27 protein-coding genes are annotated in these 25,701 nt (G+C 34.4%); 9 read left to right on the forward strand and 18 right to left on the reverse strand.

Annotated elements, in window-relative coordinates:
- Nucleotides 1–208: 208 nt before the first annotated feature.
- The gene (locus OH814_RS13345; RefSeq protein ID WP_123886913.1) at nt 209–805 is read right to left on the reverse strand and encodes a TetR/AcrR family transcriptional regulator; all 597 of its coding nucleotides are present in this window, start codon (nt 803–805) and stop codon (nt 209–211) included.
- A gap of 251 nt (nt 806–1,056) precedes the next feature.
- On the opposite strand from OH814_RS13345, the gene OH814_RS13350 reads away from it, so the two are divergent.
- On the forward strand, nt 1,057–1,611 hold the full coding sequence (locus tag OH814_RS13350; protein WP_115622150.1) for a thioredoxin family protein: 555 nt from the start codon (nt 1,057–1,059) through the stop codon (nt 1,609–1,611).
- A gap of 59 nt (nt 1,612–1,670) precedes the next feature.
- Here the strand turns inward: OH814_RS13350 and OH814_RS13355 are convergent, their stop codons facing one another.
- Complete coding sequence (locus OH814_RS13355) at nt 1,671–2,309, reverse strand: MBL fold metallo-hydrolase (RefSeq protein WP_308828490.1); 639 nt, start codon at nt 2,307–2,309, stop codon at nt 1,671–1,673.
- A 61-nt stretch (nt 2,310–2,370) separates the two neighbouring features.
- Here OH814_RS13355 and OH814_RS13360 point away from each other — a divergent pair, with 61 nt between their 5' ends.
- Complete coding sequence (locus OH814_RS13360) at nt 2,371–3,582, forward strand: DUF5103 domain-containing protein (protein WP_308828491.1); 1,212 nt, start codon at nt 2,371–2,373, stop codon at nt 3,580–3,582.
- Between the two features lie 151 nt (nt 3,583–3,733).
- Here the strand turns inward: OH814_RS13360 and OH814_RS13365 are convergent, their stop codons facing one another.
- From OH814_RS13365 to OH814_RS13380, 4 genes are all read right to left on the reverse strand, one after another.
- Complete coding sequence (locus OH814_RS13365; protein WP_115621239.1) at nt 3,734–4,000, reverse strand: hypothetical protein; 267 nt, start codon at nt 3,998–4,000, stop codon at nt 3,734–3,736.
- Nucleotides 4,000–4,227, reverse strand: a complete 228-nt coding sequence (locus OH814_RS13370) for a hypothetical protein (RefSeq protein WP_308828492.1) — start codon at nt 4,225–4,227, stop codon at nt 4,000–4,002. The genes OH814_RS13365 and OH814_RS13370 overlap by 1 nt, the downstream gene beginning before the upstream one ends.
- Before the next feature lie 220 nt (nt 4,228–4,447).
- A complete protein-coding gene (gene hemH / locus OH814_RS13375) occupies nt 4,448–5,470 on the reverse strand; it encodes a ferrochelatase (protein ID WP_374990577.1) in 1,023 nt (340 codons plus the stop codon).
- Nucleotides 5,471–5,545: 75 nt separating this feature from the next.
- Nucleotides 5,546–6,424: a NifU family protein gene (locus tag OH814_RS13380; protein WP_308828493.1), complete on the reverse strand. Its 879-nt coding sequence runs from the start codon at nt 6,422–6,424 to the stop codon at nt 5,546–5,548.
- Between the two features lie 96 nt (nt 6,425–6,520).
- Between OH814_RS13380 and OH814_RS13385 the strand changes: the two genes are divergently transcribed.
- A complete protein-coding gene (locus OH814_RS13385) occupies nt 6,521–7,099 on the forward strand; it encodes a hypothetical protein (protein ID WP_308828494.1) in 579 nt (192 codons plus the stop codon).
- 4 nt (nt 7,100–7,103) lie between these two features.
- Entirely contained in the window at nt 7,104–7,619 is a 516-nt protein-coding gene (locus OH814_RS13390; protein ID WP_123886918.1) for a gamma carbonic anhydrase family protein, read from the forward strand.
- Between the two features lie 257 nt (nt 7,620–7,876).
- Here OH814_RS13390 and OH814_RS13395 read toward each other — a convergent pair whose 3' ends face one another.
- Nucleotides 7,877–8,320, reverse strand: a complete 444-nt coding sequence (locus tag OH814_RS13395) for a hypothetical protein (protein WP_279195801.1) — start codon at nt 8,318–8,320, stop codon at nt 7,877–7,879.
- Between the two features lie 64 nt (nt 8,321–8,384).
- On the opposite strand from OH814_RS13395, the gene OH814_RS13400 reads away from it, so the two are divergent.
- Nucleotides 8,385–10,514 (forward strand): helix-turn-helix domain-containing protein, encoded by a 2,130-nt coding sequence (locus OH814_RS13400; RefSeq protein ID WP_308828495.1) that lies wholly within the window; start codon nt 8,385–8,387, stop codon nt 10,512–10,514.
- A 1-nt stretch (nt 10,515) separates the two neighbouring features.
- Here OH814_RS13400 and OH814_RS13405 read toward each other — a convergent pair whose 3' ends face one another.
- A complete protein-coding gene (locus OH814_RS13405; protein WP_308828496.1) occupies nt 10,516–11,055 on the reverse strand; it encodes a hypothetical protein in 540 nt (179 codons plus the stop codon).
- A gap of 154 nt (nt 11,056–11,209) precedes the next feature.
- Between OH814_RS13405 and OH814_RS13410 the strand changes: the two genes are divergently transcribed.
- Nucleotides 11,210–12,208 (forward strand): LLM class flavin-dependent oxidoreductase, encoded by a 999-nt coding sequence (locus OH814_RS13410; RefSeq protein ID WP_308828497.1) that lies wholly within the window; start codon nt 11,210–11,212, stop codon nt 12,206–12,208.
- Between the two features lie 238 nt (nt 12,209–12,446).
- Nucleotides 12,447–13,568 carry a 3,4-dihydroxy-2-butanone-4-phosphate synthase gene (ribB, locus tag OH814_RS13415; protein WP_076560988.1) on the forward strand — a complete coding sequence of 374 codons (1,122 nt, stop codon included), beginning with the start codon at nt 12,447–12,449 and terminating at the stop codon, nt 13,566–13,568.
- Between the two features lie 152 nt (nt 13,569–13,720).
- On the opposite strand, the gene fmt is transcribed toward ribB, so the two are convergent.
- From fmt to folK, 5 genes are all read right to left on the reverse strand, one after another.
- Nucleotides 13,721–14,668 (reverse strand): methionyl-tRNA formyltransferase, encoded by a 948-nt coding sequence (gene fmt / locus OH814_RS13420; RefSeq protein WP_308828498.1) that lies wholly within the window; start codon nt 14,666–14,668, stop codon nt 13,721–13,723.
- Nucleotides 14,669–14,757: 89 nt separating this feature from the next.
- On the reverse strand, nt 14,758–16,659 hold the full coding sequence (locus OH814_RS13425) for an ATP-dependent DNA helicase RecQ (protein WP_308828499.1): 1,902 nt from the start codon (nt 16,657–16,659) through the stop codon (nt 14,758–14,760).
- A gap of 78 nt (nt 16,660–16,737) precedes the next feature.
- On the reverse strand, nt 16,738–18,192 hold the full coding sequence (locus OH814_RS13430; RefSeq protein ID WP_076560991.1) for an OmpA family protein: 1,455 nt from the start codon (nt 18,190–18,192) through the stop codon (nt 16,738–16,740).
- A gap of 48 nt (nt 18,193–18,240) precedes the next feature.
- Entirely contained in the window at nt 18,241–19,350 is a 1,110-nt protein-coding gene (locus OH814_RS13435; protein ID WP_123886925.1) for an outer membrane beta-barrel protein, read from the reverse strand.
- Nucleotides 19,351–19,376: 26 nt separating this feature from the next.
- Nucleotides 19,377–19,790, reverse strand: a complete 414-nt coding sequence (gene folK / locus OH814_RS13440; RefSeq protein ID WP_279195808.1) for a 2-amino-4-hydroxy-6-hydroxymethyldihydropteridine diphosphokinase — start codon at nt 19,788–19,790, stop codon at nt 19,377–19,379.
- Between the two features lie 18 nt (nt 19,791–19,808).
- Here folK and sppA point away from each other — a divergent pair, with 18 nt between their 5' ends.
- Nucleotides 19,809–21,563 (forward strand): signal peptide peptidase SppA, encoded by a 1,755-nt coding sequence (sppA, locus tag OH814_RS13445; RefSeq protein ID WP_308828500.1) that lies wholly within the window; start codon nt 19,809–19,811, stop codon nt 21,561–21,563.
- A 70-nt stretch (nt 21,564–21,633) separates the two neighbouring features.
- Here the strand turns inward: sppA and OH814_RS13450 are convergent, their stop codons facing one another.
- The 5 genes from OH814_RS13450 to rpmB all read right to left on the reverse strand — a co-directional run bounded on the left by OH814_RS13450 (nt 21,634) and on the right by rpmB (nt 23,685).
- Nucleotides 21,634–21,891, reverse strand: coding sequence for a GlsB/YeaQ/YmgE family stress response membrane protein (locus OH814_RS13450; protein WP_076560995.1), 258 nt, complete (start codon nt 21,889–21,891; stop codon nt 21,634–21,636).
- A 53-nt stretch (nt 21,892–21,944) separates the two neighbouring features.
- Nucleotides 21,945–22,898 (reverse strand): signal recognition particle-docking protein FtsY, encoded by a 954-nt coding sequence (gene ftsY, locus OH814_RS13455; protein ID WP_076560996.1) that lies wholly within the window; start codon nt 22,896–22,898, stop codon nt 21,945–21,947.
- A 185-nt stretch (nt 22,899–23,083) separates the two neighbouring features.
- Entirely contained in the window at nt 23,084–23,236 is a 153-nt protein-coding gene (locus tag OH814_RS13460; protein WP_002976755.1) for a DUF4295 domain-containing protein, read from the reverse strand.
- 19 nt (nt 23,237–23,255) lie between these two features.
- Nucleotides 23,256–23,438 carry a 50S ribosomal protein L33 gene (rpmG, locus tag OH814_RS13465; RefSeq protein ID WP_027373683.1) on the reverse strand — a complete coding sequence of 61 codons (183 nt, stop codon included), beginning with the start codon at nt 23,436–23,438 and terminating at the stop codon, nt 23,256–23,258.
- Between the two features lie 4 nt (nt 23,439–23,442).
- Nucleotides 23,443–23,685, reverse strand: a complete 243-nt coding sequence (gene rpmB / locus OH814_RS13470; RefSeq protein WP_034760742.1) for a 50S ribosomal protein L28 — start codon at nt 23,683–23,685, stop codon at nt 23,443–23,445.
- 239 nt (nt 23,686–23,924) lie between these two features.
- On the opposite strand from rpmB, the gene OH814_RS13475 reads away from it, so the two are divergent.
- Nucleotides 23,925–25,637 carry a T9SS type A sorting domain-containing protein gene (locus tag OH814_RS13475; protein ID WP_308828501.1) on the forward strand — a complete coding sequence of 571 codons (1,713 nt, stop codon included), beginning with the start codon at nt 23,925–23,927 and terminating at the stop codon, nt 25,635–25,637.
- The last annotated feature ends 64 nt before the right edge of the window (nt 25,638–25,701 follow it).

Below are 25,701 nucleotides of genomic sequence, written 5' to 3' on the forward strand. Positions count from 1 at the left end.
TGTGTCATTTTCATGAATATAATTTTAAATTGGATTTTGTTTTATGAAATATATGTTAATTGTGTTATTTTATCTAACGGTGTTAATATTAATAGGCAAGGGCATTCCACAAAAATTTGGTAGGCCAATAATTATTTAATTTATATGAAAACCTTGATAATCAGTGTCAATTTTTCCTAACGGTGTTAATATTAAGTTCAAAAAAAATTTACAAAGATTTAATAAAAGCCGAAACAGTTTCGTCTAATGTTGTTTTATTCATTGTTGATGGAATGTCATCATTTCTCATCATCATAATAGAAATCAATCCATGGACCGCTGAAAACAAAGCGTGAGATGAATGACAGGCATTATCCTGATTTGAACCTTTTTTCTTAATAATTTCAAAAGTACAGTCGAAGATCATATCCTGAAAAGAAGAAAACTCTTCTTTCATCAAACCCTTTCCGCTGCATTGCATTCCCAAACCAAACATCAATTGGTAATATTCTTTATTTTTAAATGCGAAATTCCAGTAAGCGTCAACAATTGCTGTCAACTGATCTTCCGGAGTTTCGTGTTTTTTCTGAGCTTTTAGTAATTCTATCTGAAGACAATGAAATCCGTTGATAGAAATTTCATATAAAATCGCTTCTTTGTTTTCAAAATGATCATAAACAACAGGAGCGCTGTACTCGATTGCATCGGCAATTTTACGAATAGAAAGAGATGCCCAACCGTCAGCTTTGGCCAAAGTGAATGCAGCCTGCAAAATATTTGCACGGATAGATTCTTTTTCTCTTTGACGACGTTCATGTAAACCCATGATTTTATTTTACTAACAGTGTTAGCAAAACTACAAACTTTTAAATACATCTTCCAAACAAATTTTAAATTTAATTTTGTAGAAAGACTTTTAAGAACTTCTGTAATTGTCAAATGTTGACAGAATGGGAGTTTGCGCAAGCTATTTTTAATTATCGTAAAAATTAATAGATTAAATAGCCTCACTCAATTATATGATTGCTTTAGCAACTACTAAAAGAAATCTTTATCTTTGTAGACAAATAAGTAGATATGAATACTCCCTCAAATATGTTGGCATTAGGTACAAAAGCTCCGTTTTTTGAGCTTCCGAACCCTTCAAAAAGTAATGAAATTCAGTCATTGGATGATTTGAAAGGCGAAAAAGGTACATTGGTGATCTTTATGTGCAATCATTGTCCGTTTGTGCTCCACATTATCGATAAGTTGACAGAGCTATACGAAGATTATAATGAGGCAGGAATTGAGTTTATCGCAATTAATTCTAATGACGTAGAAAAATATCCTGCAGATTCACCTGAAAAAATGATTGAATTCCAGATTGAAAGAAAATTTGATTTTCCGTATTTATATGACGAAAGCCAGTCTATTGCAAAAGCTTACGACGCAGCTTGCACACCAGATTTTTTCTTTTTCGATGATAAATTAGACCTTATTTACAGAGGTCAGATGGATGATTCAAGACCTGGAAATCATAAAGATGTGACGGGTGAAGATCTGATTATTGCTTTTGAAAATCTTTTAATCGGTGAGCCACAGGAAGAAATTCAAAGACCAAGTATGGGTTGTAATATCAAATGGAAGTAATTCTCCATTCTAAATAAAAAAAACCGTCATATTCTGACGGTTTTTTTGTGAATCAAAGTCTATTTTAGAAACGGATTATACTGTTTTTCAAAACCAATTGTTGTAGGATTTCCATGTCCCGAAAAAACTTGTGTTTCTTCATCCAAAACAAATAGTTTGGTTTTAATTCCTTCAATCAATTGATCATAATTTCCTTTGTATAAATCTGTTCTTCCGATGCTTCCTTCAAACAGCACATCACCGGAGATCATAAATTTTTGAGTCTCGTTATGATAAACAACACTTCCCGGAGAATGTCCCGGAACATGGTAGATTTTAAATTTTTCACCGTCGAAATCGAGCTCGTCGCCTTCTTTGATGTAGTTTAGGTCAACCTTAATATGATCAAGCGTAAAGCCAAATCTCATTCCGCTGATCTGAAACATATCCAAAACTTCTTTATCATCCTGATGAATCGTGACAGGAACTTTAAAAGTATCATAAGCCCACTGTAAACCCAAAACGTGATCAATATGAGCGTGGGTCAAAACTATTTTCTGAATGTTTAAATTATTTTTAGTGATGAAATTTGAAATTGACTGAGTTTCCTGCTCATTCATATTGCCCGGATCAATCAACCATGCATTTTTATTTTCATTAAAAAGAACATAAGTATTTTCACTCGCAAAATTGAACACGAAGGCCTGTATCTGAAACATATTCTGAATATTTTTTTATCAAAAATACAATATTCTTTAGAGATTTGTTATCTTCGTCATAATGAAAACGTTGCAGATATTTTTACTCAGTTTAAGTTCGCTGGCTTTCGGGCAGAACATTCAAAGTATTCAGTTGTTTAATCCTCAGACCAATGACGAGACGCCGGTAATCACGATGAATCAGCAGTTGGTGTTGAGTTTCGATGACTTAACCAATTCAAGCGAGCTGTACCGATACACCATTAAGCATTTTGACAGAAATTGGGAAGATGATAATCTTTTTTTCAGTGAAATTGCGAATGGTTCGATGAATGCGTTGCTGGATCAGTTTCAGTATTCTTTTAATACGCTTCAGGCTTACACCCATTATACTTTGAAGTTTCCGAATGAAAAAATACAACCAAAAATTTCAGGAAATTTTGAATTAATTGTTTATAAAAGCTCGGTAGATCAGCCACTTTTCAAAAGACGATTTTCTGTCGTGGAAGATAATGTGAATTTAGCGTTGAATATTTCAAGAATTGCAGATGCCAAAAATCCGAATATCAATCAGAGAGTAGAAGTACAAGCCGTTGCAAAAGCAGGTGATTTAACTTCAAATGTAAATTCTATTTCACTTACCGTGATGCAGAATAACAATCCCAATATGAAGATTACGAATCAGAAACCGAGCGCAACAATGGGAAATAAATTGCTTTTTCAACAGTTGAATCTTGCTTTCCCCGGAAATAATGAATTTTATTATTTCGACAATAAAAACATGAGAATGGCTGCAGATATGGTGCGTGAAACCGGGATTGTAGATGGCGTAAATCAAACATATCTTCATCCGGTTTGGGCATATCCTTTAAATTATCAATATCAGCCTGATGTAAATGGAGCCTGGTATTACCGAAGAAATGATTTAGGCTTAGAAAGAGATGCAGCTCGTGAAGCTGATTATGCTTGGGTGCACTTTTCTTTAGATTCTGATCCGATGGATAAAGAATTGTATATCGTGGGCGGATTTAATGATTTTAAAGCAACCAAAGAATTCCAGATGCATTATGATGAAGCCGCTAAACAATACATTGCAAAAATTTATATGAAGCAAGGTTTTTATAATTATATTTTAGCTTCGAAGGAAGCAAACGGATCATTGAATCTTGGAGAAGTTAACGGTAATTTTTGGCAGACAGAAAATTTGTATCAGGCATTTTTATATTATAAACCTTTCGGAAGAAATTATGATGGTTTGGCAGGATACGGAGAATTCAGAACGCCGGTGAGATAATACAGGAATTTTATATTTTAAAATAAAAAACCTTCCAAATTTTGCACATTTGGAAGGTCTGTCGAAAGTGTTTAATGTCTTAATAACTAGACATCAACAGAAAAATTAAACTATATAATAATGTCAAAAAAGTTCTATACAAAAAGGATTCTTAATTATTTTCCTTAAAAATTGCCGTTATAAAAAGACTGTCACTATCTTCAAATAAGTAATAAATCTGTACCGGGAAATTTTCCGTTTTATAAACCTGAAGTTCCCTGGTTTTTATATCTAATTTTTCGTAATCGTTCAAAATAGTATTGATCGATTCTTTTAAATCATTCAAAAAATACTTGTCTTTATTTTCTTCCTCCGCATTAAAGACCCGCATCAGCATTCTAATGTCATTTTTTGCAATCGATGACAGTAAAACTTTCATTACGCACAGATTTTTTCTAATTCTGAGATGTTTTCAAAAAAATCAAGTTTCGTAGCAGGATTTTCTGTGTGAAACTGAATTCTACTGGAAACTTCATCCAACTGAAACTGCGAAGCATTAGATTTTACAGTTGCATCGAGATTGTCAACAATTTTAATGAATGCCTCTGCAAGTTCCGGAGTGAAATTCTCAATCTTCTTTTTTAAGATTTCTATACTTGTATCCATTATTTCTAAAAATTTTAGGTAATGTCTATCTTTTGATAGGGTAAAAGTATGAAAAAATATTTAAAAACAAAGTATACCCCTATTAAAATTACAATTATTTTAGAAAAAATTAGTTTATTAATGGTTTTCAGTGTTTTTTTTGGGGGGGGTGTTGTTGAAAATAAATAGAAAAAGGACATCTGATTATCAAATGTCCTTTTATATTTTTAAAAAATAAGATTTAAACTAGATAAAACTCATTAAGCTTCTCTTCGCAGAGGGTTTTTACAACGTCAATCCAGCGGTCTTCATCATTCAGGCAAGGGATATAGTGGAAATTTTCTCCGCCACCATGCTCAAACTGATGTTTTCCTTCTACAGAAATTTCTTCCAAAGTTTCCAGACAGTCGGAAACGAAAGCCGGACAAACAATTGCAAGGCTTTTGATTCCTTTTTTGCCGATGGTTTCTAAAGTTTCATCAGTGTAAGGTTCCATCCATTTGTCTTTCCCTAATCTTGACTGGAAAGTGACCATCACTTTTTCTTTAGGCAAACCTAATTTTTTAATCACAGAATTGGTCACATCAAAACATTGATGACGGTAACAAAACTGATGACTCGGATTATTTTCTCTGGAGCAGCAATCATTCAGATTACAGGTGTTTGTAGGATCTGTTTTATAGATGTGCCTTTCCGGAACGCCGTGATACGAAAACTGTAATGCATCAAAATTTTCAGGAAGTTTTTCTCTGATGCTTTCTGCAAGACAGTCGATATAGATTTCTCTATTGTAAAAAGGCTGAATGTAATTGATTTTAATTCCCGGGAATTTCTTTTTTCTTACTTCCTCTGCTTTTTCAATCACCGTTTCCGTTGTGCTCATCGCATATTGCGGGTACAAAGGAAAAAGAACAATCTCAGAAACCCCTTGATCAACTAACTTCTGAATACCAGCTTCAATACTTGGTTGCGCATATCGCATCCCGATTTCCACCGGAACATCAACGAGCTTTTGAAGCTTTTTCTGAATTTTCTGAGTGATGACAATCAATGGCGAACCTTCATCTGTCCACACTGTTTTGTAAGCTTCGGCAGATTTTGCGGGTCTTGTATTTAAAATAATTCCCTGTACCAGAAGTGCACGGAAAAACCATCGGTAATCAATCACCTTTTCGTCCATCAAAAATTCATCCAGATATTCTCGTACATCAGGTACAGAGGTAGATCTTGGTGAACCGAGATTCACTAATAATATTCCTTTCATATATATAAGTAATGAGTAATTGGTAATGAGCAATAAGCAGTATTTAAAATTACTTATTACTCATTACTAATATTTTTATCCGTTTACGGCTTCCACTCTTTCTACTAATTCCGGAACGAATTGTTTTAAAATATTTTCAATTCCGCCTTTTAAGGTAGCTGTTGAACTTGGGCAGCCTGAACAAGCACCTTGTAGCAACATCTTTGCCGTTTTGTTGGCTGCATCATATTCCATTAAAGAAATTTTTCCGCCATCGTTCTCTACTGCAGGAGCAACGTATTCATTTAAGATATCTGAAATTTTCTGCTCGTCATCGGTGTAATCTCTGTTGATGATCTTTTCTACAGGATTTTCGTGTCTTTGAGATTCTATATTTGAAATTACACCTCCGCTTTGAAGATATTCTGCAATATAACCACGAACTGCCATCATTACCTGATGCCATTCAACAGAATTGTCTCTGGTAACCGCTACAAAATTATCTGAAATAAAGACTTCTTTCGCAAAATCAAATTCTGTGAAAATAGCCTGAGCCAAAGGAACTCCTTCAGCTTCGTTTCTAGATTTTACTTCTACAAAACCGTCCATCAGCATTTTGCTTGCCACAAACTTCATTGCATTAGGATTCGGAGTCATTTCAGCATAAATCTCAATCATTTCTTTTTTCTTCTGAAGGTAAATTCTTGGATTTGCCAAAAGCTCGTCTTCAATTACATTTTTCAGACTTTCAACAACATGTTCCCATTCTACAGTATCCTGTTTTGCAATTGCTACAAAATTGGCGGTAATGAAAACTCTTTCCACAAAAGGATAATTAAAAAGCTCTTGTGCTAAAGGAATTTCTGATATATCTGAATCTCTGTCCAACTCTAAAGACCCGGGAATCAAGTTGTAATCAGCAACAAATTTCATCACTTTTGGGTTTTCTGTTGGTTCTATAAGTATCGTACGCATTTTTTCGTTAAATTTGAGAATACAAAAATACGGATTTAGAACTTAGAAGCTAGGGGTTGATAGTTAGATTTTAGCTATGAGTTTAATTTAGAAGTTATGGGATTGAATTATTCTTTGGGAATTACTTTTATTAAAGAAAAAGATGCAGATGTTTGCTCTAAAGAATTTTTTAATCAAAAAATTGTTTTGCCGGACGGAAATCTTGCAGAATTATTCTCATATGTTTCTGAACATGCAGATAACCAAAAAATGCAAGAGAAGCTTTATGTTTTAAGTGTATCAGTAAACGGTTTAGGAAATGTTGATATTGATTTACGTCTATTCGAAACTTCAAATTTTTATACAATCAGAGATTTTTTTTATCAATATCTTAGGGATCTAAAGAAAGATTTTGAATTTGCTCATTTCGAGCTTGAAGCCGCAGATTATTTAATGTGTGCCGAAGAGATGACAGAAGACATCGCTTTCCTTGTGAAGAATTTGTCTGTGGCAGATGAAGGTGCTCAAAAAGTTACCGGAATTAATCCATCTGAATTTTTATCAAAAAGATATATAGATGGAATTATTATTCCTTTTAAGAATTATCGTAAACTCAAAAATGCTCAGTCTGAATTTCAAATTTTTAAACCTAACTATTATTGGCTTCCACTCAAAGAATTTAAATTTTCAAAATAAAAATATGGCACTTATAAAAGAACTTTTAGGAAAGACACCGCAAATTGGAGAAAATACATTTTTGGCAGAAACCGCAACTATTATTGGTGATGTCGTGATGGGGCAAAACTGCAGTATTTGGTACAATGCAGTAATAAGAGGTGATGTGAACTATATCAAGATGGGCGAAAAAGTAAATGTGCAGGATAATGCCATGTTGCACTGTACGTATGAAAAGTTTCCTCTGGAAATCGGCAATAATGTTTCGATCGGTCACAACGCAATCGTGCACGGATGCAGAATTCACGACAATGTTTTAATTGGAATGGGTTCTATCGTAATGGATGACTGTACAATTGAAGAAAACTCTATTGTTGGCGCAGGTTCTGTGGTAACACAAGGAACTCATATCAAGTCTGGTGAGGTTTGGGGTGGTGTTCCTGCCAGAAAAATTAAAGATATTTCTGCTGCACTTCTGGAAGGTGAAGTGAACAGAATTGCAGATAATTATGTGAAATATTCTTCTTGGTATAAAGATTAAGGTCACAAAAAAATAAATGTAAAAAAGCTCTGACTATAAATTAGTTCAGAGCTTTTTTAGTAAATAGTGTCTTTTTAACCGCAAAAGATTCAAAAGATTTTTCTGGGCTTAAATTATTCAAAAGTTTGCAAAAATGATTGACAATGTAGGTTTTTTACATTTTGTAAACTTTTGAATTTTATTTTCGTTATTATTTCTTTTGAATCTTTTGCGGTTAAAATATTTTTTATCATGCAGTAAAAAACTGATTTAAATTATTAATAAATCAAAACTGCTTTTTCGTCTTGGCATCTTATGCCCGATGGTTCTGCAATCATCATACAATCTGAAGTAATGCCGTATTTTTTATTAAATTCAGACATGGTCTGGGTATAATTTTCAATTCTTGTAAGAATTGAAGTCTCTATTTTTTTAGGATAAGCAATGTATGAGACGGGTCCGCCGCAAGCTTTAGCTCCCATTGGCGCAAAAGCCCAGTCTGAAGATGAGGTGCATTTTTCTTTAGCGATTTCAGATTCGATGATGCTTTTTAATTTATCTAAATTGGCTTCATCATATTTTTTGCTGCTTTCATCAGCAGGTCTATCCAGAATATCTATGGGCAAATTCGTATTGTCAGCAGACTTTGAGGAGGCGCATGAAGTCATTGTAAATGCGCTGATTAATGCAAGAGCTGAGTATTTAATGAGAGAATTTTTCATAAATTATTTTTTTTAAGCGAATCAAAGTTTATGCCTATTCACATTTTCCGTAATTTTGCAGACGATGAACAATCATTTTTTTGACTTAATTGAATACACCAGCCGAAGCGTTTTTCTTACAGGAAAAGCAGGAACGGGGAAGACCACATTTCTAAACGAATTTGTAAAGAAAACGAAAAAAAAGCACATTGTTGTAGCGCCCACCGGAATTGCTGCAATCAATGCTGGCGGAGTTACCATTCACTCGATGTTTGGGTTGCCTTTGCGTACTTTTTTGCCGACAACAGATCGTATCGACAGTAGTTTGGCGAATAATATTATCGATCTTCAGCAGCATTTCAAATATAGAAAAGATAAGCTTAAACTCTTAAGAGAAGTTGAGGTTTTGATTATTGATGAGGTTTCGATGCTTCGTGCCGATGTTTTGGATATGATGGATTTTTCTTTGAGATTTATTCGTAGAAATAATCAGCGTTTTGGTGGCGTTCAGATGTTGTTCATCGGAGATTTGTATCAGCTTCCGCCGGTGGTGAGAGACGAGCATGTTTTAAAAATGTTTTACAATTCGCCTTTCTTTTTCGACAGTTTGGCGATTAAAGATATTCCTTTACTGACGATTGAATTAACGAAAGTTTACCGTCAAACCGATCAGGAATTTTTAGAAATATTAAATGCTATTCGTGACGGCGATGTTGCCAATATAGATTTTAATCATTTGAACGAAAGATATGATCCGGGTTTTGAAGCCGGAGAAGAACCTTACGTTTATCTCTGTTCGCACAACAAAATGGCAGACGATATCAATCAGGAAAAACTGAAAGATATAAAAGTAAGTTCCAAGTCTTACGAAGCTAAACTTTTTGGTGAGTTTAAAGAAAATCAATATCCGAATGAGCAGTTTTTAGAATTAAAGGTCGGAGCTCAGGTGATGTTTATCAGAAATGATATTTCAGGTGAAAAGAAATATTTCAATGGTAAATTAGGCGAAATTTCTTCTCTAGACGAAAACGAAATTAAAGTCATTCTTGACGGAAGCGAAAGAGAAATTACGGTAAAAAGGGAAGTTTGGGAACAGAAAAAATATTCTCTCGACACCGATAAAAATATCAAAGAAGAAGTGTTGGGAAGCTTTGAGCAGTTTCCTATAAAATTGGCCTGGGCGGTGACGATTCACAAAAGTCAGGGTTTAACGTTTGATAAAGTGATTATTGATGCCGGGAAAAGCTTTACTGCGGGTCAGGTTTACGTTGCCTTGTCACGTTGCCGAACGTTGGAAGGAATTGTTTTAAAATCTAAAATTACTCCTGAAGTTATTTTTAAAGACAACCGTATTCTGAAATTTCAGGGCGAAACGCAGGCAAATGATAACGTAGAAAGTATTTTAAATCAGGAAAAATACGATTACAGCATCAGAAAACTGCTTCGTACGCTAGATTGTCAATGGTTTTTAAAAGAAGTAGAACAATGGAATAATCTATCAATTGTTACCAAAAGTATCGACCGTTCAAAATCTAATCAGCTGTATCTTCAGTTGAAGCGAGATGTTTTGAATTTAGGTAAGATTTTTGAAAAACTGGAGCGGATTATTTTCCAGAAAGTGAATCTATTTATTGAAAAGAAAGAAGATTGGTCAGAGATTGAAAGCAAATCAAAAGGGGCGGTGAATTTCTTTTTTACCGAAATCAGAGATAAAGTTTTTAATCCGCTAAAAGATTTTTATGCTGAAATAAAAGGCGCCAAAGGACTAAAACAATATAATGAAGAACTCAAAAACTGGTTGGAAGATATTGAAGAATACCTGAACAGTCTAAAGGAAATTCATTTGCTGGAAACCAAGCTTCTGGATGAAAAAAATGATAAGGAAGTCAGCATGAAAATTGCAAAAGTTCCGTCTCAGGTTCTTACTTTCCAGTTGTTTGAAGAGGGGAAAACGATCTCGGAAATTGCGATGGAAAGAGGTTTGGTAAAAGAAACGGTGATTGGTCATTTGGCGAAATTTGCTGAACAAGGTTTGTTGGATATTGCAAGAGTGATTACTTCCGATAAGATCAAAGCGTTTAAGGAAATGTTTCACAGAGATCCAAAGGAAACTTTAAATGAATGGAAAACTGCGTTACCAAATGATTTTGAATTTAATGAAATCAGGATTTTGATTAATCATTTTACGTATCAGAAGGAGAAAAATAACGGTTAATTTATATCAAATGTAGCCTAAAATTTTCTGCGATGATATATTGATTATTAATCATTATCAATTGATTTTGTGAAAAGTTTTTCTCTCCAAAATAGCTAATTTTAATATTGTTTTGATCTGTTAATTCTTTAAGTTTTTCCATTATTGAAATGGGAACTCTCATAAGCTTACCAGATCCTTTGTGTAAATTTTGGAGAAAAACGTCATAAGTGATTCCGCTGTCAAATTCAATATAACTTTTCCAACTCCTCCATTCTTGTATGATGTAATTGATAGAATATTTAATGTCTTCAATAAATTTATTAGGACATTCCGGCTTTGAATTCAGAAATACGTCATACATACTTTCATTATAATTAATCAACAAAGGATGTAATTGGTAAAAAGAAAAATTCCCAATTTCCTTTTGTTTTAAAAAAGCTTCTTTTTTATTTATAAAATCAAAACGATACAACCTTTCTTGATACCTTAAAATAATATAAGTTGATTGAAAATCTTGAATTTCTACAATCTGATCTTGAAAATTTATAATTTTATCCATACGTCAAATATAATTTTTTTAGCTTTAATATATTTCACATAAAAATTTATACATTTCAATAGTTTTTCCCACAACACACCAATCAATTCCATCAATTACAAAAAGTAACCAATGCAATTTATTAGCCTTAACTTTGCTTGGTTAAATTTAATAAATGAAAAATTTTAATATATCCGTGCTTGATTTGGCTCCCGTAAAACAGGGGAAAACCATTCACGATACTTTTCAGGACAGTCTGTCTTTGGCAAACTTTGCTGAAAATTTAGATTATAAAAGATTCTGGCTTGCCGAACATCACAATATGGAAAGCATTGCCAGTTCCGCAACCTCGGTTTTGATAGGTTTTATCGCCAACGGAACAAAAAAAATAAGAGTCGGCTCTGGAGGAATTATGCTTCCAAATCACAGCTCTTTAGTTATTGCCGAACAATTCGGAACTTTAGAATCACTTTTCCCGGGAAGAATTGATCTTGGTTTGGGAAGAGCTCCGGGAACAGATGGTCTGACGGCGCAAGCTCTGGGAAGAAATCCGGCAATCATCAATGAGCAATTTCCGAGACAAATCTTAGAATTACAGAAATATTTTTCGAAAGAAAATTCAAACGCTTTAGTTCGTGCAATTCCGGGGGAAGGTTTAGATATTCCGATGTATATTCTCGGTTCAAGCACAGACAGTGCTTGGTTGGCTGCAGAATTAGGACTTCCGTATGCTTTTGCGGGACATTTCGCTCCCGAACAAATGGATATGGCTTTTAAAATTTATAGAGAACATTTCGAGCCTTCAAAATATTTAGACAAACCTTATGTTTTAGCTTGTGTAAACGGTGTTGCTGCAGAAATTTCTGAAGAAGCACACTTTCTTTCTACGACTTTATTTCAGGCATTTATCAATATTATCCGAAACGACAGAAAACCTTTTCCAGCACCGATTGAAGATATGGATGCAATTTGGTCGGCGATGGAAAAATCGATGGTTTTACAGAAATTGAAATTTAGTTTTATCGGAAATCAAGATGAAATTGCTGAACAGATTAAAAACTTTCAGGAAAAATATCAGGTGGATGAACTAATGATTAACTCTCATATTTACGACCATCAAAAAAGATTGAAGTCATATGAGATTATAAGGAAAGCCACAGATTCTTTGTTTTAATTTTAATCCCGCAGATTTCACAGATTGACGCAGAATTTTTTTAAGTTTAAAATGAAATCAAACATTTTGAAAATTATGTATTCTCAATATTTTCAAAGCTTTGGCTAAAAACTTATATGACTCATCTGTTAAAATCTTCTGCAACTTTTATAGTTAAGCGAAAGCGGTCGCACAAACCGCTCATATTAATTGTTGATGCTTATTTTTATGAGTATCTTTGCGAAAATTTAAAGTAAAAATGTCTGATATTAAATTAAATACTATTCCTGAGGCCATTGAAGACCTTAAAAATGGTAAAATAATCATAGTGGTAGACGATGAAGACAGAGAAAATGAAGGTGATTTTCTTTGTGCTGCCGAACTAACGACACCTGAACTGATCAACTTTATGGCTGTTCACGGAAGAGGGCTTATTTGTATGCCGCTTCCTGAAAAAAGATGCGATGAACTAGGCTTGGATGTAATGGTAAGCCGAAGCAGCGATCCTAAAGAGACTGCATTTACCGTTTCTGTCGACCTTTTAGGTGACGGAACTTCTACCGGAATTTCTGCTCAGGACAGAGCAAAAACCGTTTTAGCTTTGATGAATGAAAAGTCTAAGCCTACAGATTTTATGCGTCCGGGTCATATTTTCCCACTTCGTGCAAGAAAAGGTGGCGTTCTGAAAAGAGCGGGTCACACCGAAGCAGCAATCGATCTTACTTGTCTTGCAGGTTTGAAAGAAGGTGGAGTAATCTGTGAGATTATGAATGAAGACGGATCGATGTCTCGTTTGCCGGAATTGTTTGCTTTTGCTCAGAAACATGATATGAAGATCGTATCTATTGAAGATCTGATTCATTATCAACTTAAAAAAGGAAATCTTATCGAAAGACTGGAGGAAAGAAAAGTAAACACAGCTTATGGTGAATTTGACTTTTTTGCTTTCAGAGAAACTTCAAACGATCAGATCCACTTTGCTTTAACAAAAGGGAGCTGGGCTGTAGATGAGCCGGTTTTGGTAAGAGTACAGTCTTCTGATTCTTATTTTGATGTGTTGACAAGATTAAATAACGGTGAAAAACCATTGTTGGAAAAAGTAACATCAATGGTGAATGAAGCAGGAAAAGGAGCAATTATTTTTATTAATAATGTATCTAATTCTGAAAATACATTAAAAAAATTACAGCAGTTTTTAAATTATCAGGACGGACAGCAAAAGCATCCTACTGCTGCTTTCAATTACAGAGATTACGGAATCGGAACTCAGATTCTGAAAAATTTAGGAATTAATAAATTTAAAGTAATCACTCAAAATCCTACTGTAAAACCTCAGGTTGGAGGTTATGATGTTGAGGTGACAGAGATGGTTCAACTTTAAAAGTGAAATATTAAAATGTGAATTGTCAAAAGTCAATTTTGCTTCGCAAGTGAATTTGTTGCAGTTTTTGAATTGACAATGAAATTAATTGACTTCAGAGAAAATTCACTATTCACAATTCATAATTCACAATAAAAAATGGCTTGATTTTCTCAAGCCATTTTTATTTCGTCGAAATTTCTAAATCCGTTTAGAAAATCTTTAACATTCATTCTTTTCTTTCCTTCCAACTGTAATTCTGAAGGGAAATACATTCCGTCTTTTGTATAGATTTTAAATTCATTTTTTGAAATTTCTAAACTTCCGATTTCTTTTCCATGATCTGAAAGTTCAAATTTTCCATTGTATATTTTTAATCCTTTTTCGTCTTCACCAATTTTTAAAGTTGTGAAAGCTGCCGGATAAGGCGACATTCCTAAAATAAACTGATGAACTTCTTTTGAATTTTTCGTCCAGTCGATTCTGGTGTCCTCTTTGAAGATCTTAAAAGCATTTTTTGGATGTTCCACTTCAGGCTGAGGTTTTTCTATGATTGAATTTTCGGCTAATCCATCCAAAGTTTTTACGACCAATTTTGAACCCATTTCCATTAATCTGTCATGCAAACTTCCTGCATTTTCATTTTCCAAAACCGGAATTTCTTCCTGTAATAAAATATTTCCTTCATCAATTTTTTCATTAATAAAGAAAGTGGTTGCGCCAGTTTTTTCTTCACCATTAATTACCGCATAATTAATCGGAGCAGCGCCTCTGTAATCAGGAAGCAAAGAAGCATGAAGATTAAAAGTTCCCATTTTTGGCATTTCAAACAAGACTTTAGGCATCATTCTGAAAGCGACTACTACAAAAACATCAGCATCTAATTTTCTTAGTTCTTCTAAAAATTCAGGATTTCTCAATTTTTCAGGTTGAAAAACAGGAATATTATTTTCGGAAGTATAAATTTTTACAGGAGACTGATTGATCTTTTGCCCGCGTCCGCTTGCTTTATCTGCAACGGTTACAACGCCGACAACTTCGTGATGAGATTGATGAATGGCTTCCAATGCAGTTTTTGCAAACTCCGGAGTGCCCAAAAAAACGACTTTCAATGATTTCATGATGCAAAGATAAACTCTTGAGTTATAAGTTAGAAATTATGAGTTATGAATTTTAGAATTGCTATTACTTATTACCAATTATTCATTACTTATGTCAAAGCGTATGTTCTAAAATTCAGCATTTTTACTTTTCCTGAATCTAATAAGAAAATAAGATTTTCTAATATATTTTCTTTGGTCTGAAATTGTAACTGCACAGAAATTTCTTCAATAGTTGCTGGCTTTTTATTTAAAACATTCAAAATTTCCAAAGAAACATTTTTACCAAAGATAGATTGTTTGTTTTTTTCGCAGACAGTGCATTGTCCGCAGTTTTTAGTGTTTTTTTCGCCAAAGTAGGAGAGGATCAATTTCATTTTGCAGTATTGATTGTCCTCGATGAAAAATTTCATCTCTTCCCACTTCTGGATTTTGTTTTTCTGAATATGCTCAAAAAGATTCCAATACAGGCTGTTGATAGCTCTTTCGTCCCGTGGTTTCAAAAATTTTACACTTGCCAAAGCTCCATCAATATATTCAAGATAATTTTTCTGCTGTAATTCTTTCAAACGTTCTTTGATCAGATGAATACTCACTCCTATTTTATTGCTTACATTTTGCTCGCTAAACATCACTTTGTGTGTTGTAATTCCGGAAACGGAACGCAAAAGAAGTTCGATAAAATAAGCATCTTTCTGGGGAAGCTGATCGATTTCATCAGGCTTAATGAGAAGTTCGAGTGACGACAAACTTTTGTTGCTGTTGTGGAAAATGATTTCCTGGGTATGAAGGAAATTCAGAACATTTTTAATCTTTGCTGTTGAAAGTTTCGTGAAACTTTGGATTCCTGAAGTATTTAATTGAAAAACTTTTTCGGGAAGCTCAAATTCAGCCACCTGAAATTTGGAATACAAATAAGAGATAATCTTTAGAAACTCAGCTTTATTGGGAATTTGATTTTTTAGAATTTGATCAAAATTTGAAATCTCCTGTTTATTCCAAAGCATAAATGCAAAGCTTCTTTTGCCATCTCTTCCGGCACGCCCGATTTCCTGATAATAATTTTCGATCGACTGAGAAGGGGAGAAGTGAATGACGAAACGTACATTATCTTTATCGATTCCCATCCCAAAAGCATTGGTGGAAATTAATATATTTTGATCACTGTTGTTCCAGAAATTCTGTCTTTCGTTTTTTTCTTTTGTTGATAATCCTGCATGGAAATAATCAACATTCTGAATTTTATGTCTGTGAAGAAATTCTGTTAGTAATTCGGCATCTTTTCGGGTTCTCACATAGATGATTCCCGACTCCTTAGCGTATTTAAGGATGTTAAAAACTTTTTGATATTTATCTGAAATCTCTTCGGTGAAAATTTTAATATTGTCTCTTTTGAAACTTTTTTGAAATACCTGTGGATTTCTAAGTTCCAGTTTATTTTTAATTTCATCTAAAACTTTTGGAGTTGCCGTTGCTGTCAATGCAAGACACGTAATTTCCGGATTATTTTTTCTGAAATCTTTAATGTTCTGATAACTGGGTCTGAAATCTTGTCCCCATTCTGAAATACAGTGCGCTTCATCGACTGCAATAAATGACAACTGAATTTCCTCAATTTGTTGAATAAATAATTTATTGGTGAGTCTTTCGGGTGAAACATATAATAATTTTGTGAGACCGTCTTTGCATCTGTTATAAATGACTTCGGCATCAAACTCATCCAATTCCGAGCTGAGGTATTCTGCTTCTATTCCTCTGAATTTTAATTGATTTACCTGATCTTTCATCAATGCCAATAAAGGTGAAATGACAAGACAAGTTCCTTCCTGCAGCAAAGCGGGAAGCTGATAACATAATGATTTTCCGGCACCGGTGGGAAGAAGAACTAAGGTGTCTTTTCTGTTGATAACAGAGTCTATAATCTGTTCTTGCGCATCTCTAAATTGATCATAACCCCAAAAATGTTTAAGGGTTTTATTTTTAAGTTCATTAAAATCGTGCGAGGAAATCATAAGGTAAATGTAAGGAAAGTATTGACACAAAAAAAGCCACGCAATGCATGGCTTTAATTATATAATAAGAATTTTTTATTATTTAGCTTCGAAGTAAACTCTTCTGTTTGCTCTGTTTTTCCATTCAGGACATTTAGTAGCAGGATCACACTCTGGGTATTTTAGGTCTTTTTCACCTCTACCTACAGCGTTTAATTTAGAAGAATCTACACCATTTTTGATCAAATAGTTTTTAACACTGTTTGCTCTTCTTTCAGACAATTTTTGGTTGTACTCGTCAGAAGCTCTGGTATCAGTTGCTCCAATTACGGTATAGGTACCGCTTGAAGAGTTGATATAGCTTACAGCATTGTTTAGGATAGGTGTGTTATTTGGTAAAATTCTGTCAGAATTTAAATCAAACTCGATTCCTTCCATGTTAGTCACAGTTTCGTCAATTGGTCCTACCGGAGTAGTCGGCGTCAATGGACATCCCTGATTTTCTACCGGGCCAGGAACTGTTACACACTTGTCGTAAAGATCGATTACACCGTCTAAATCTGCATCAAGAGCTACACCAGCACCGTCAACTCTTGCTCCTGCAGGAGTGTCAAGTTGTCTGTCCCAATCGTCGCAAACTCCGTCATTATCGGCATCTCCTTTTTTACAAACTTCAATATCCTGGTTTTTGTTAGCCAAAACATCTAATTTATAATAAATCTCTTGTAATGGGTCATGCCACATTAGGTGAGATTCGTGTTTTCCTAATTTTAAAGATAAACCAATTGTAGCGTTGAAGAAGTTATCAGAAACCTGCTCTTCTCTTTGATTAATAGCGCTATATTGAGCTCCACCACCGTCAAATTCATCATCACCTGTGTAAACATACATTAGTCTTCCTTCAAGATCTAATCTTCTGTTTACTTTAAATTTAAGTCCAGCTCCTGCTTGTCCGAAGAAAGAACCAAATTTAAAAGGTTTAATTTCTGTCATTAATCTCTGTCCGTTGGCATCTTTCTGATATGCTCTGTAAGCAATTGTACCAATACCTGCATAACCATGTAATGCCCATCTGTACGTAGACTTGTTATCAACTCTTCTTAAAAGATTTGAAAAATTAATGTCTCCCAATAAAGAGATTGCATCATATTGTGTTCTTGCACCTACTTCATTTAAATTATTAGAAGGAGCAGGATCTTTTGTATTGAACCAACCTTGTCTTGTTTCACCTCTGTCATACTGTAAATTAATACCGAAAGCATGAGTAATTGCTTTGTCGACACTCACATAAGCAGAGTAACCGAAAAGATTTTTACCGTTACCGTTTTTAATGGAGGTTAAATCTCCCGATTGAAGTAAAGGTACACCCGCACCAAATGACACTGCCCAATCATTAAATCTTTTAGATTTTTGTGTGAACGGTGAAACGTTGGCAGAGCCAGAAGAAAATGTATTTGGATACTCGTCGGTAGAAACTACGGCTATTGAATCTTGTGCATAGCTCGCTGTAGGAACAGCTAGTGCTAAGGCAACAATTGCTAAACTTAATTTCATAGTATGTATTTTTTTATTTAGTTAATTAAATGAATTATTATTTGATGCTTAATTGGTTGGGCAGCCATTATTATCAACTGACCCAGGAACAGTTACGCATTTATCATATAAATCGATGACACCGTCAAGATCCAGATCCAATGCTACACCGGCACCATCAACTCTCGCTCCTGCAGGAGTGTTCAATTCTCTGTCCCAGTCGTCACATACGCCATCATTATCGTTGTCCCCTTTCTCACATACAACCAGATCACTTGCTGTATTTTCTAGTACATTTGCTCTGTAATAAACTTCTTGTAAAGGATCATGCCACGTTAAGTGAGACATATGTTTACCTAATTTAAATGATACACCCAAATTAACGGTAAGCATATTATCTGATCTCTTATCATTGATCATGTTATATTTTGAGTTACCACTGGTAGGATCATAATCTGCAGGCTCTGCATAACCGCCGCCGTCAAATTCATCATCACCACTGATAACATACATTGCTCTGGCTTCGATATCGATAAGTCTAGAAACATTATATTTCAGACCCGCACCAAATTGGTAAAAAAATGAGCTAATATCAAGTTTTTGATCTATAAACAAAGGTACTCTTCTAGGTGAATTGCTCCATCTAAATTCATCATTATCATGTAAAGATGTGTTGAAGCTCATTAAGCCGATTCCTCCATAACCATGGAAAGCCCATCTGTAAGGTGAATGATTATCTGCTCTTCTCAAAAGATTAGACAAATTAACATCTGCTAATAGAGCAATCTGATCATATTTTGTCTTTGCTTCTCCGACACCCGCTGTTACACCACGAGAACCCCACTGTATTCCTTTTTGGTTGGTTTCACCTCTTTGGTAGGCGAGGCTTATTCCGAATGTATGAGAGATTTGTTTGTCGATACTTACATAGCTGTTGTATCCCCAGTTAACCTTTTTATCATAAAAAGAAGTAAGATCCGAGTTCATCATAAATGCTGCACCGCCACCTACAGAAATAGACCAATCGCTGAATCTTCTTGCTTTATTGTCAAATTTTTGAATATTTGCAGAGCCGGAAGAGAACGTATTGGGATACTCATTGGTAGAGTTTACGGAAATACTGTCCTGTGCATAGGTAGCAATAGGCAAAGCGGCCAATAATAATAAACCTAATTTCATACAATATGTTTTATGTGTTTGTTTTTTTAAATAAAATCCTTTAATAATATCCTGGAAAATTCCCTTTCAAAAAGATGTTTGTTATGAGGGATTTCTAATCTTTCTGATACAAATTTTAATTCACCATACTTCACAATATCAATATCTATAATTCTGTCTGTATAAACTTTTGAAACTGTAGAATCAGTAAGCCGACCCATATCAATTTCTATTTTTTTCACGTAATCAAGCAGTTGTATAGGTGATAGGTGAGTAGATATTATTGTTGCAATATTACAAAAAATATTAGAACTGGCAAATTCTACGGGTTCTGATGTTAAGTATTCACTTTTTTTTAATATTGTACAGGTCTCACTTAGCTTGTTTAAAGCGGTGTCAATATTATTTTTTTGGTCACCAATGTTACTTCCTAGTAACAAAACCACATTATGTTGCGACATATCGGAAAATGATTGTTTATGAAGAGTTTCTTTAAAAATGTATTCGCAAATATAGTGGCTATTGTCATATTATGTTTCGTGTTTTTCTTCTTTTTTATTATTATGATTGCGATCAGCTCAGTGAGTGGAGAGAAATCTGTTAATGTGAAAAAGAATTCTGTTTTAACTATTAATTTAAAGACATCTATTATTGATAGTCCTACAGAAGAACAACAAAGTATCTTTAATTTAAAAGATAAAAATACAAACATCCTGATTTATGATGCTGTAGAAGCTATTCATAAAGCAAAAAATGATGATAATATTAAAGGTATAAGTATCGAAACGGATAATATTAATGCAGGAACTACGCAGATTGACGATCTGAGAAATGCCATCGAAGATTTTAAAAAGAGCGGAAAATTTGTTTATGCATACGGGAATTCTGTTTCTCAGGCTTCTTATTATCTAGGTTCTGTTGCAGATCAGTATTATCTGAATCCGTCTGGTGGAATTGAGCTTAAAGGTCTGGCAACTGAAGTTACTTTCTTTAAAGATTTTGCCGAAAAATATGGTATCGGTATTGAAGTAATCCGTCACGGTAAGTTTAAATCTGCCGTTGAGCCTTTTTTAAGAAATGATATTTCTCCCGAAAATAAAGAGCAATTGAGTACTTTATTGAATGATATCTGGGGGAATACTTCATCAAAGATGGCGGCTTCAAGAAAAATGCAGTCTGAGGAATTCAAAACTGTTGTTGACAGCTTATATGGAATGATTCCTGATTTAACTGTAAAATATAAATTGGCAGATAAGCTGATTCAGAAAAGTGAATATGATCAATTGATCAGAGCCAAGCTAAGTCTTGCTGAAAAGGATAAATTAAACAAAGTTTCACTTCAAAAATACATCGATTCATTTGATGATAAAGACAGCTCTGGTGAAAAAGTTGCGGTTTTGTATGCATCAGGTTCTATCAATAATGGCGATGAATACAGTGATATTTATTCTGAAAAATATATCAAATACATCAAAGAGCTTCAGAAAGATGATAAGGTAAAAGCTGTCGTTTTAAGAATTAATTCTCCGGGGGGAAGTGCAAATGCTTCTGATGAGATTTTATTTGAACTTCAACAGTTGAAAAAAACAAAACCTCTTGTAGTTTCTTTTGGTGATTACGCTGCCTCAGGTGGTTATTATATTGCAATGGGTGCCGATAAAATTTATTCTGAACCGAATACTTTAACAGGATCTATCGGGGTTTTCGGAGTATTGCCTTACTTTAAAGATATTGCCAATAAAAATGGGGTGCGTTCTGATATTGTTGCTACCAATGCCAACTCAGCGTATTATTCTTCATTGCACGGTCTTACGCCTTATGGAGTAAATTTAATGACGAGAAGCGTAGAAGGTACTTACAAAAGATTTGTATATTTTGTGACACAGAACAGAAAGAAGACTTTCGAGCAGATCGATAACATCGGAGGCGGAAGAGTTTGGAGCGGAGTTCGTGCAAAAGAAATCGGTTTGGTAGACGAATTGGGAACTTTAAATGATGCCGTGAAATTTGCTGCACAAAAAGCAAACTTGAAATCTTACAACGTTGCTTCTTATCCTAAAAGAATGACTGCTTTTGAGCAGATTTTTGATGACATGAATGAAGACGACATCTCTGCAAGAGTGATCAAAAACAAAATTGGTAAAGCAAACTATGAAATCCTGGAACAGCTTACCGATGAGAAATTAAAATCTGAGGTGAAAATGGAAATGCCTTACAGAATCAAAATCAACTAAATTATATTGTTCATAAAAAATCCCGATTTGAAATTTTCAAATCGGGATTTTATTTTTTTAAAGGATTTTTTTATTTCCTAGTAGCCATTCCGTAAAGCCAAAGTACAATGATAGCACCACCAATGGCAAGGAACCAGCTTCTGAAGTTCCAGAAAGAATCTACATCACCCCAGTGAAGAATATATACTCCAATAAGGCCACCGATGAAAGCACCGACGATACCAAGAATAATCGTGATAAGCCAGCCACCGCCTTGTTTTCCAGGCATAATCATTTTAGCAAGTGCTCCTGCCAATAGACCAAAGATAATCCAAGTAATAAATCCCATAATTTTAATTTTTTAATGTTAATAATTTGAATAATTTGTTTTCAAAAGAGAATTTATCTCTTCTTGAAGAACGAATCTACAAACTCTGTACCATTAAAAAGTTGAAGGTCTTGCATCTTTTCTCCAACACCTATATATTTTACCGGAATCTGAAACTGATCTGAAATACCAATGACAACTCCGCCTTTTGCGGTTCCGTCTAATTTTGTTACTGCTAAAGCATTCACCTCAGTTGCTGCCGTGAATTGTTTGGCCTGTTCAAAAGCATTTTGTCCTGTAGAGCCGTCAAGAACCAATAAAATTTCATGAGGCGCATCAGGAATTACTTTCTGCATCACTCTCTTGATTTTAGAAAGCTCATTCATCAAATTAATTTTATTGTGAAGCCTTCCTGCCGTGTCAATAATAACCACATCAGCATCTTGAGCAACGGCGCTTTGCACGGTATCAAAAGCTACAGAAGCAGGATCTGATCCCATATCCTGTTTTACAATAGGAACGCCCACTCTTTCACTCCAGATAACAAGCTGGTCTACTGCAGCAGCTCTAAATGTATCTGCGGCACCTAAAACGACTTTTTTACCTTCAGATTTAAACTGATGAGCCAGCTTTCCGATAGTGGTCGTTTTTCCTACGCCGTTTACGCCGACAACCATAATAACGTATGGTTTTTTACTTGTATCAATGTTTCCGCTTCCTGCATGAGGGTTTTCCAAAAGAAGCCCGGAGATTTCTTCACGTAGAATTTGGTCTAATTCGTTTACGCCGACATATTTGTCTCTGGCAACACGTTCTTCAATTCTCTCAATGATTTTAATGGTCGTAGAAGCGCCAACGTCTGAAGCAATAAGTATCTCTTCCAGATTATCCAGAACCTCGTCATCTACTTTGCTTTTGCCGACTACGGCTTTAGTCATTTTTTCAAAGAAACCCTGATTAGATTTTTCCAGACCTTTATCTAAAGTTTCTTTTTCTTCTTTTTTGAAAATATTTTTAAACCAACTCATTGTATGAATTATGGAATTTTAATTAATGATGGAAGCTGGGCGTAGGAAGTTGGATGTTAAAACCATCATGTCTTATTTTGTAAACATCCAGCATCCAACATCTGGCTTCCAGCTCAGAAAGCAAAGATAACAAAAAAACTACCCAAAATATGAGTAGTTTTTTGTATTGTAAATAAAGTTGTGAATTATTTTTTCAAATAACCGTCAACTTCGTCTGCATTCATTACTTTTTCTTCGAAAACGTAAGCTCCTGATTTAGAAGACTTCACCATTTTCACGACTTTAGTCATTTTTTTTGACTGTCCGCTTTGTAGGGTTGCTACTACTTTCTTTGCCATGGTAAATTATATTTATAAATTACTTGATTTCTTTGTGAAGGGTAGATCTCTTAAGAACCGGATTGTATTTTTTCAATTCCAATCTTTCTGTAGTGTTCTTTTTATTTTTTGTAGAAATGTATCTAGACATTCCTGGCATACCGCTTTCTTTGTGCTCTGTACATTCAAGTATTACTTGAACTCTATTTCCTTTTTTTGCCATGATTTTAGTTCTTTTTAATCAATCCTTCTCTGATGCCTCTTTCGATAGCCTCTTCGATTCCAATCTTGTTAATGATTCTCAATCCATGAGCTGAAACTTTAAGCGTAACATGCTTGTCTTGCTCTGGAAGGTAAAATTTCTTTTCCAATAAGTTAATTTCAAAACGACGCTTCGTTTTGTTATTAGCGTGGGAAACGTTGTTACCAACCATTGCACGCTTTCCTGTTATCTGGCAAATTCTTGACATATCTCGATGTTCTTATTTGTATAATATTTGAGGTTGCAAAATAACGAAGTTTTTTTTAGATAGACAAGTCTTTGTATAAATTTTATAATAAATATTTATCATTTTTAATGACTTACCCATTCATTTACATTCTTTAAAGTCTCTCAGATACGGTCATGTGATAAATATCAGTCTCCATTTTAAACCTGAAATAATATTTGACAGTATCTTTGTTTTTAATTAATCTAAATAAAAATAAAATGAAAAAGTTGTATGTTTTTGCTTTTTTTATTCCCATGATGTTTCAGGCTCAAACTTTTTCTGAAGTTTCCAGCAACATAAAAAATTTCTATTACGGATCCAGCGATATTGGGGATTTTAATAATGACGGAAAGCCGGATGTTGTATATAATGGAGCGATAGATATTGATGCAGACGGAAGTGCAGATGTTACATTTAACGAAGCTTATATTAATAATAATGGCGTTTTTTCGGCTTATGGAAATTTAGGTACAGATGTTACTCATTTAGGAGATATTAAATTTATAGATTACAATAACGATGGCTTGCTAGATGTTGTTTCTACAGGTTTGAGTTATCAGGATGTTGTTAATTATAAGCATTATCTATTTTTAAATACAGGATCAGGCTTTTCGAAAGTTGAAGATACTGCCGGAAAAGTTTACGGCTCTATAGAGGTTTTTGATTTTAATCATGATGGAAAACAGGATTATGCAATCAACGGACCTCAATATGTGCACGGAACCGGTTTTGTCTATGATTTAAGTTTTTACAAAAACGCAGGTACTGGTTTTCAATTGACTCAATCCTGGCTTTCCGGAACGCAGAACGGAAGTTTTAAAGTTTTAGATCTGAATAACGATCAGCTTTTAGATGTAGTTATTTTCGGGTATGACAAAGATACAAATCCGGTTTTTAAAGTGTATTTAAATTCGAATGGCACACTTCAGGAATCTCAAACTTTATTGCCTTTAGCCAGTGGGAAATTGGCTTATGCAGACTTTAATGCAGATGGTTTTCTAGATTTGGTGGCTATTGGTCAGGATGGAAATTATGATGAATATCTTGGAGTCTTTATGAATGACGGAACAGGACATTTTACGACTCATGAAATTCCCGGAGAAGGACTTTCTGCTTCGAGTGTGGATGTGGGTGATCTTAATAATGACGGATATTATGATTTTGTGGTGATTGGTGATGATAAAAATAATGACGGAGCGGTGAATGTTTTTCTTTACAATCCGTCTTCTCAATCTTTCACAAAAGCGAGCAATACTTCTTTCTATAATTTAGGAGGATCAGGAAACATAAGACTCTTCGATTATGACGGAAACAATCATTTGGATGTTTTAATGACGGGTTTCGACTGGGCTGATCCAGATTTAAATTCATTCACCAAACTGTATAAAAATACATCTACGGCAGCAAATCTAAAGCCGACAGCTCCCACCAATTTACATTTAAACAAAAACGGAAATACATTCAATTTTACATGGAGTGGCGCAACCGATGATAAAACTCCGGTCAATGCCTTGCAATATGAAATTAAAGTAGGGACGACTCAAGGAGCACAAGATGTTGCAAAGTATATTGTGACCACACCTTCCTGGTTTTTAACGCTCGATCCTGCTATTCAGCAGGTATATTGGAGTGTAAAATCAATTGATGCATCCAAAGTTTACTCCGCTCCATCGGTAGAAAATACATTAGGGGTAAATGATTTTTCACCGAAAACAAAACTGTCGATCTATCCAAATCCGGCTTCTGAAAAAGTTTTTATTAAAGGCGAAAAAGCTTCTGCAGTAGAAATGTACTCAATGGATGGTAAAAAACTCAATGTACAGCTCAACAGCGATCAGTCGGTAACCGTTTCTGATCTTCCAAAAGGAATGTATATTCTGAAAATTAAAATTAACAACAACTGGGTTATCCAAAAACTAATGATCAAGTAAATAGTAGTTTGAATTTGATTTTTTAAACTTAAATTAAACAGAGAAAACCAGCTGAAAGGCTGGT

The organism is Chryseobacterium sp. CFS15 (assembly GCF_031118795.1).
Lineage (GTDB): Bacteria > Bacteroidota > Bacteroidia > Flavobacteriales > Weeksellaceae > Chryseobacterium > Chryseobacterium indoltheticum.

What these genes read in the sequence shown, in the direction of transcription:
- OH814_RS13425 (WP_308828499.1), bottom strand. Translation starts at nt 16,659, where the DNA reads ATGATTTCCTCGCACGATTTTAATGAACTTAAAAATAAAACCCTTAAA.
- OH814_RS13350 (WP_115622150.1), top strand. Translation starts at nt 1,057, where the DNA reads ATGAATACTCCCTCAAATATGTTGGCATTAGGTACAAAAGCTCCGTTT.
- OH814_RS13395 (WP_279195801.1), bottom strand. Translation starts at nt 8,320, where the DNA reads ATGAAAAATTCTCTCATTAAATACTCAGCTCTTGCATTAATCAGCGCA.
- OH814_RS13390 (WP_123886918.1), top strand. Translation starts at nt 7,104, where the DNA reads ATGGCACTTATAAAAGAACTTTTAGGAAAGACACCGCAAATTGGAGAA.
- OH814_RS13405 (WP_308828496.1), bottom strand. Translation starts at nt 11,055, where the DNA reads ATGGATAAAATTATAAATTTTCAAGATCAGATTGTAGAAATTCAAGAT.
- OH814_RS13450 (WP_076560995.1), bottom strand. Translation starts at nt 21,891, where the DNA reads ATGGGATTTATTACTTGGATTATCTTTGGTCTATTGGCAGGAGCACTT.
- OH814_RS13460 (WP_002976755.1), bottom strand. Translation starts at nt 23,236, where the DNA reads ATGGCAAAGAAAGTAGTAGCAACCCTACAAAGCGGACAGTCAAAAAAA.
- OH814_RS13400 (WP_308828495.1), top strand. Translation starts at nt 8,385, where the DNA reads ATGAACAATCATTTTTTTGACTTAATTGAATACACCAGCCGAAGCGTT.
- OH814_RS13360 (WP_308828491.1), top strand. Translation starts at nt 2,371, where the DNA reads ATGAAAACGTTGCAGATATTTTTACTCAGTTTAAGTTCGCTGGCTTTC.
- OH814_RS13365 (WP_115621239.1), bottom strand. Translation starts at nt 4,000, where the DNA reads ATGAAAGTTTTACTGTCATCGATTGCAAAAAATGACATTAGAATGCTG.
- OH814_RS13475 (WP_308828501.1), top strand. Translation starts at nt 23,925, where the DNA reads ATGAAAAAGTTGTATGTTTTTGCTTTTTTTATTCCCATGATGTTTCAG.
- OH814_RS13345 (WP_123886913.1), bottom strand. Translation starts at nt 805, where the DNA reads ATGGGTTTACATGAACGTCGTCAAAGAGAAAAAGAATCTATCCGTGCA.
- hemH (WP_374990577.1), bottom strand. Translation starts at nt 5,470, where the DNA reads ATGAAAGGAATATTATTAGTGAATCTCGGTTCACCAAGATCTACCTCT.
- ribB (WP_076560988.1), top strand. Translation starts at nt 12,447, where the DNA reads ATGTCTGATATTAAATTAAATACTATTCCTGAGGCCATTGAAGACCTT.
- ftsY (WP_076560996.1), bottom strand. Translation starts at nt 22,898, where the DNA reads ATGAGTTGGTTTAAAAATATTTTCAAAAAAGAAGAAAAAGAAACTTTA.
- folK (WP_279195808.1), bottom strand. Translation starts at nt 19,790, where the DNA reads ATGTCGCAACATAATGTGGTTTTGTTACTAGGAAGTAACATTGGTGAC.
- rpmG (WP_027373683.1), bottom strand. Translation starts at nt 23,438, where the DNA reads ATGGCAAAAAAAGGAAATAGAGTTCAAGTAATACTTGAATGTACAGAG.
- OH814_RS13410 (WP_308828497.1), top strand. Translation starts at nt 11,210, where the DNA reads ATGAAAAATTTTAATATATCCGTGCTTGATTTGGCTCCCGTAAAACAG.
- OH814_RS13385 (WP_308828494.1), top strand. Translation starts at nt 6,521, where the DNA reads ATGGGATTGAATTATTCTTTGGGAATTACTTTTATTAAAGAAAAAGAT.
- OH814_RS13380 (WP_308828493.1), bottom strand. Translation starts at nt 6,424, where the DNA reads ATGCGTACGATACTTATAGAACCAACAGAAAACCCAAAAGTGATGAAA.
- OH814_RS13435 (WP_123886925.1), bottom strand. Translation starts at nt 19,350, where the DNA reads ATGAAATTAGGTTTATTATTATTGGCCGCTTTGCCTATTGCTACCTAT.
- OH814_RS13430 (WP_076560991.1), bottom strand. Translation starts at nt 18,192, where the DNA reads ATGAAATTAAGTTTAGCAATTGTTGCCTTAGCACTAGCTGTTCCTACA.
- OH814_RS13370 (WP_308828492.1), bottom strand. Translation starts at nt 4,227, where the DNA reads ATGGATACAAGTATAGAAATCTTAAAAAAGAAGATTGAGAATTTCACT.
- OH814_RS13355 (WP_308828490.1), bottom strand. Translation starts at nt 2,309, where the DNA reads ATGTTTCAGATACAGGCCTTCGTGTTCAATTTTGCGAGTGAAAATACT.
- rpmB (WP_034760742.1), bottom strand. Translation starts at nt 23,685, where the DNA reads ATGTCAAGAATTTGCCAGATAACAGGAAAGCGTGCAATGGTTGGTAAC.
- sppA (WP_308828500.1), top strand. Translation starts at nt 19,809, where the DNA reads ATGAAGAGTTTCTTTAAAAATGTATTCGCAAATATAGTGGCTATTGTC.
- fmt (WP_308828498.1), bottom strand. Translation starts at nt 14,668, where the DNA reads ATGAAATCATTGAAAGTCGTTTTTTTGGGCACTCCGGAGTTTGCAAAA.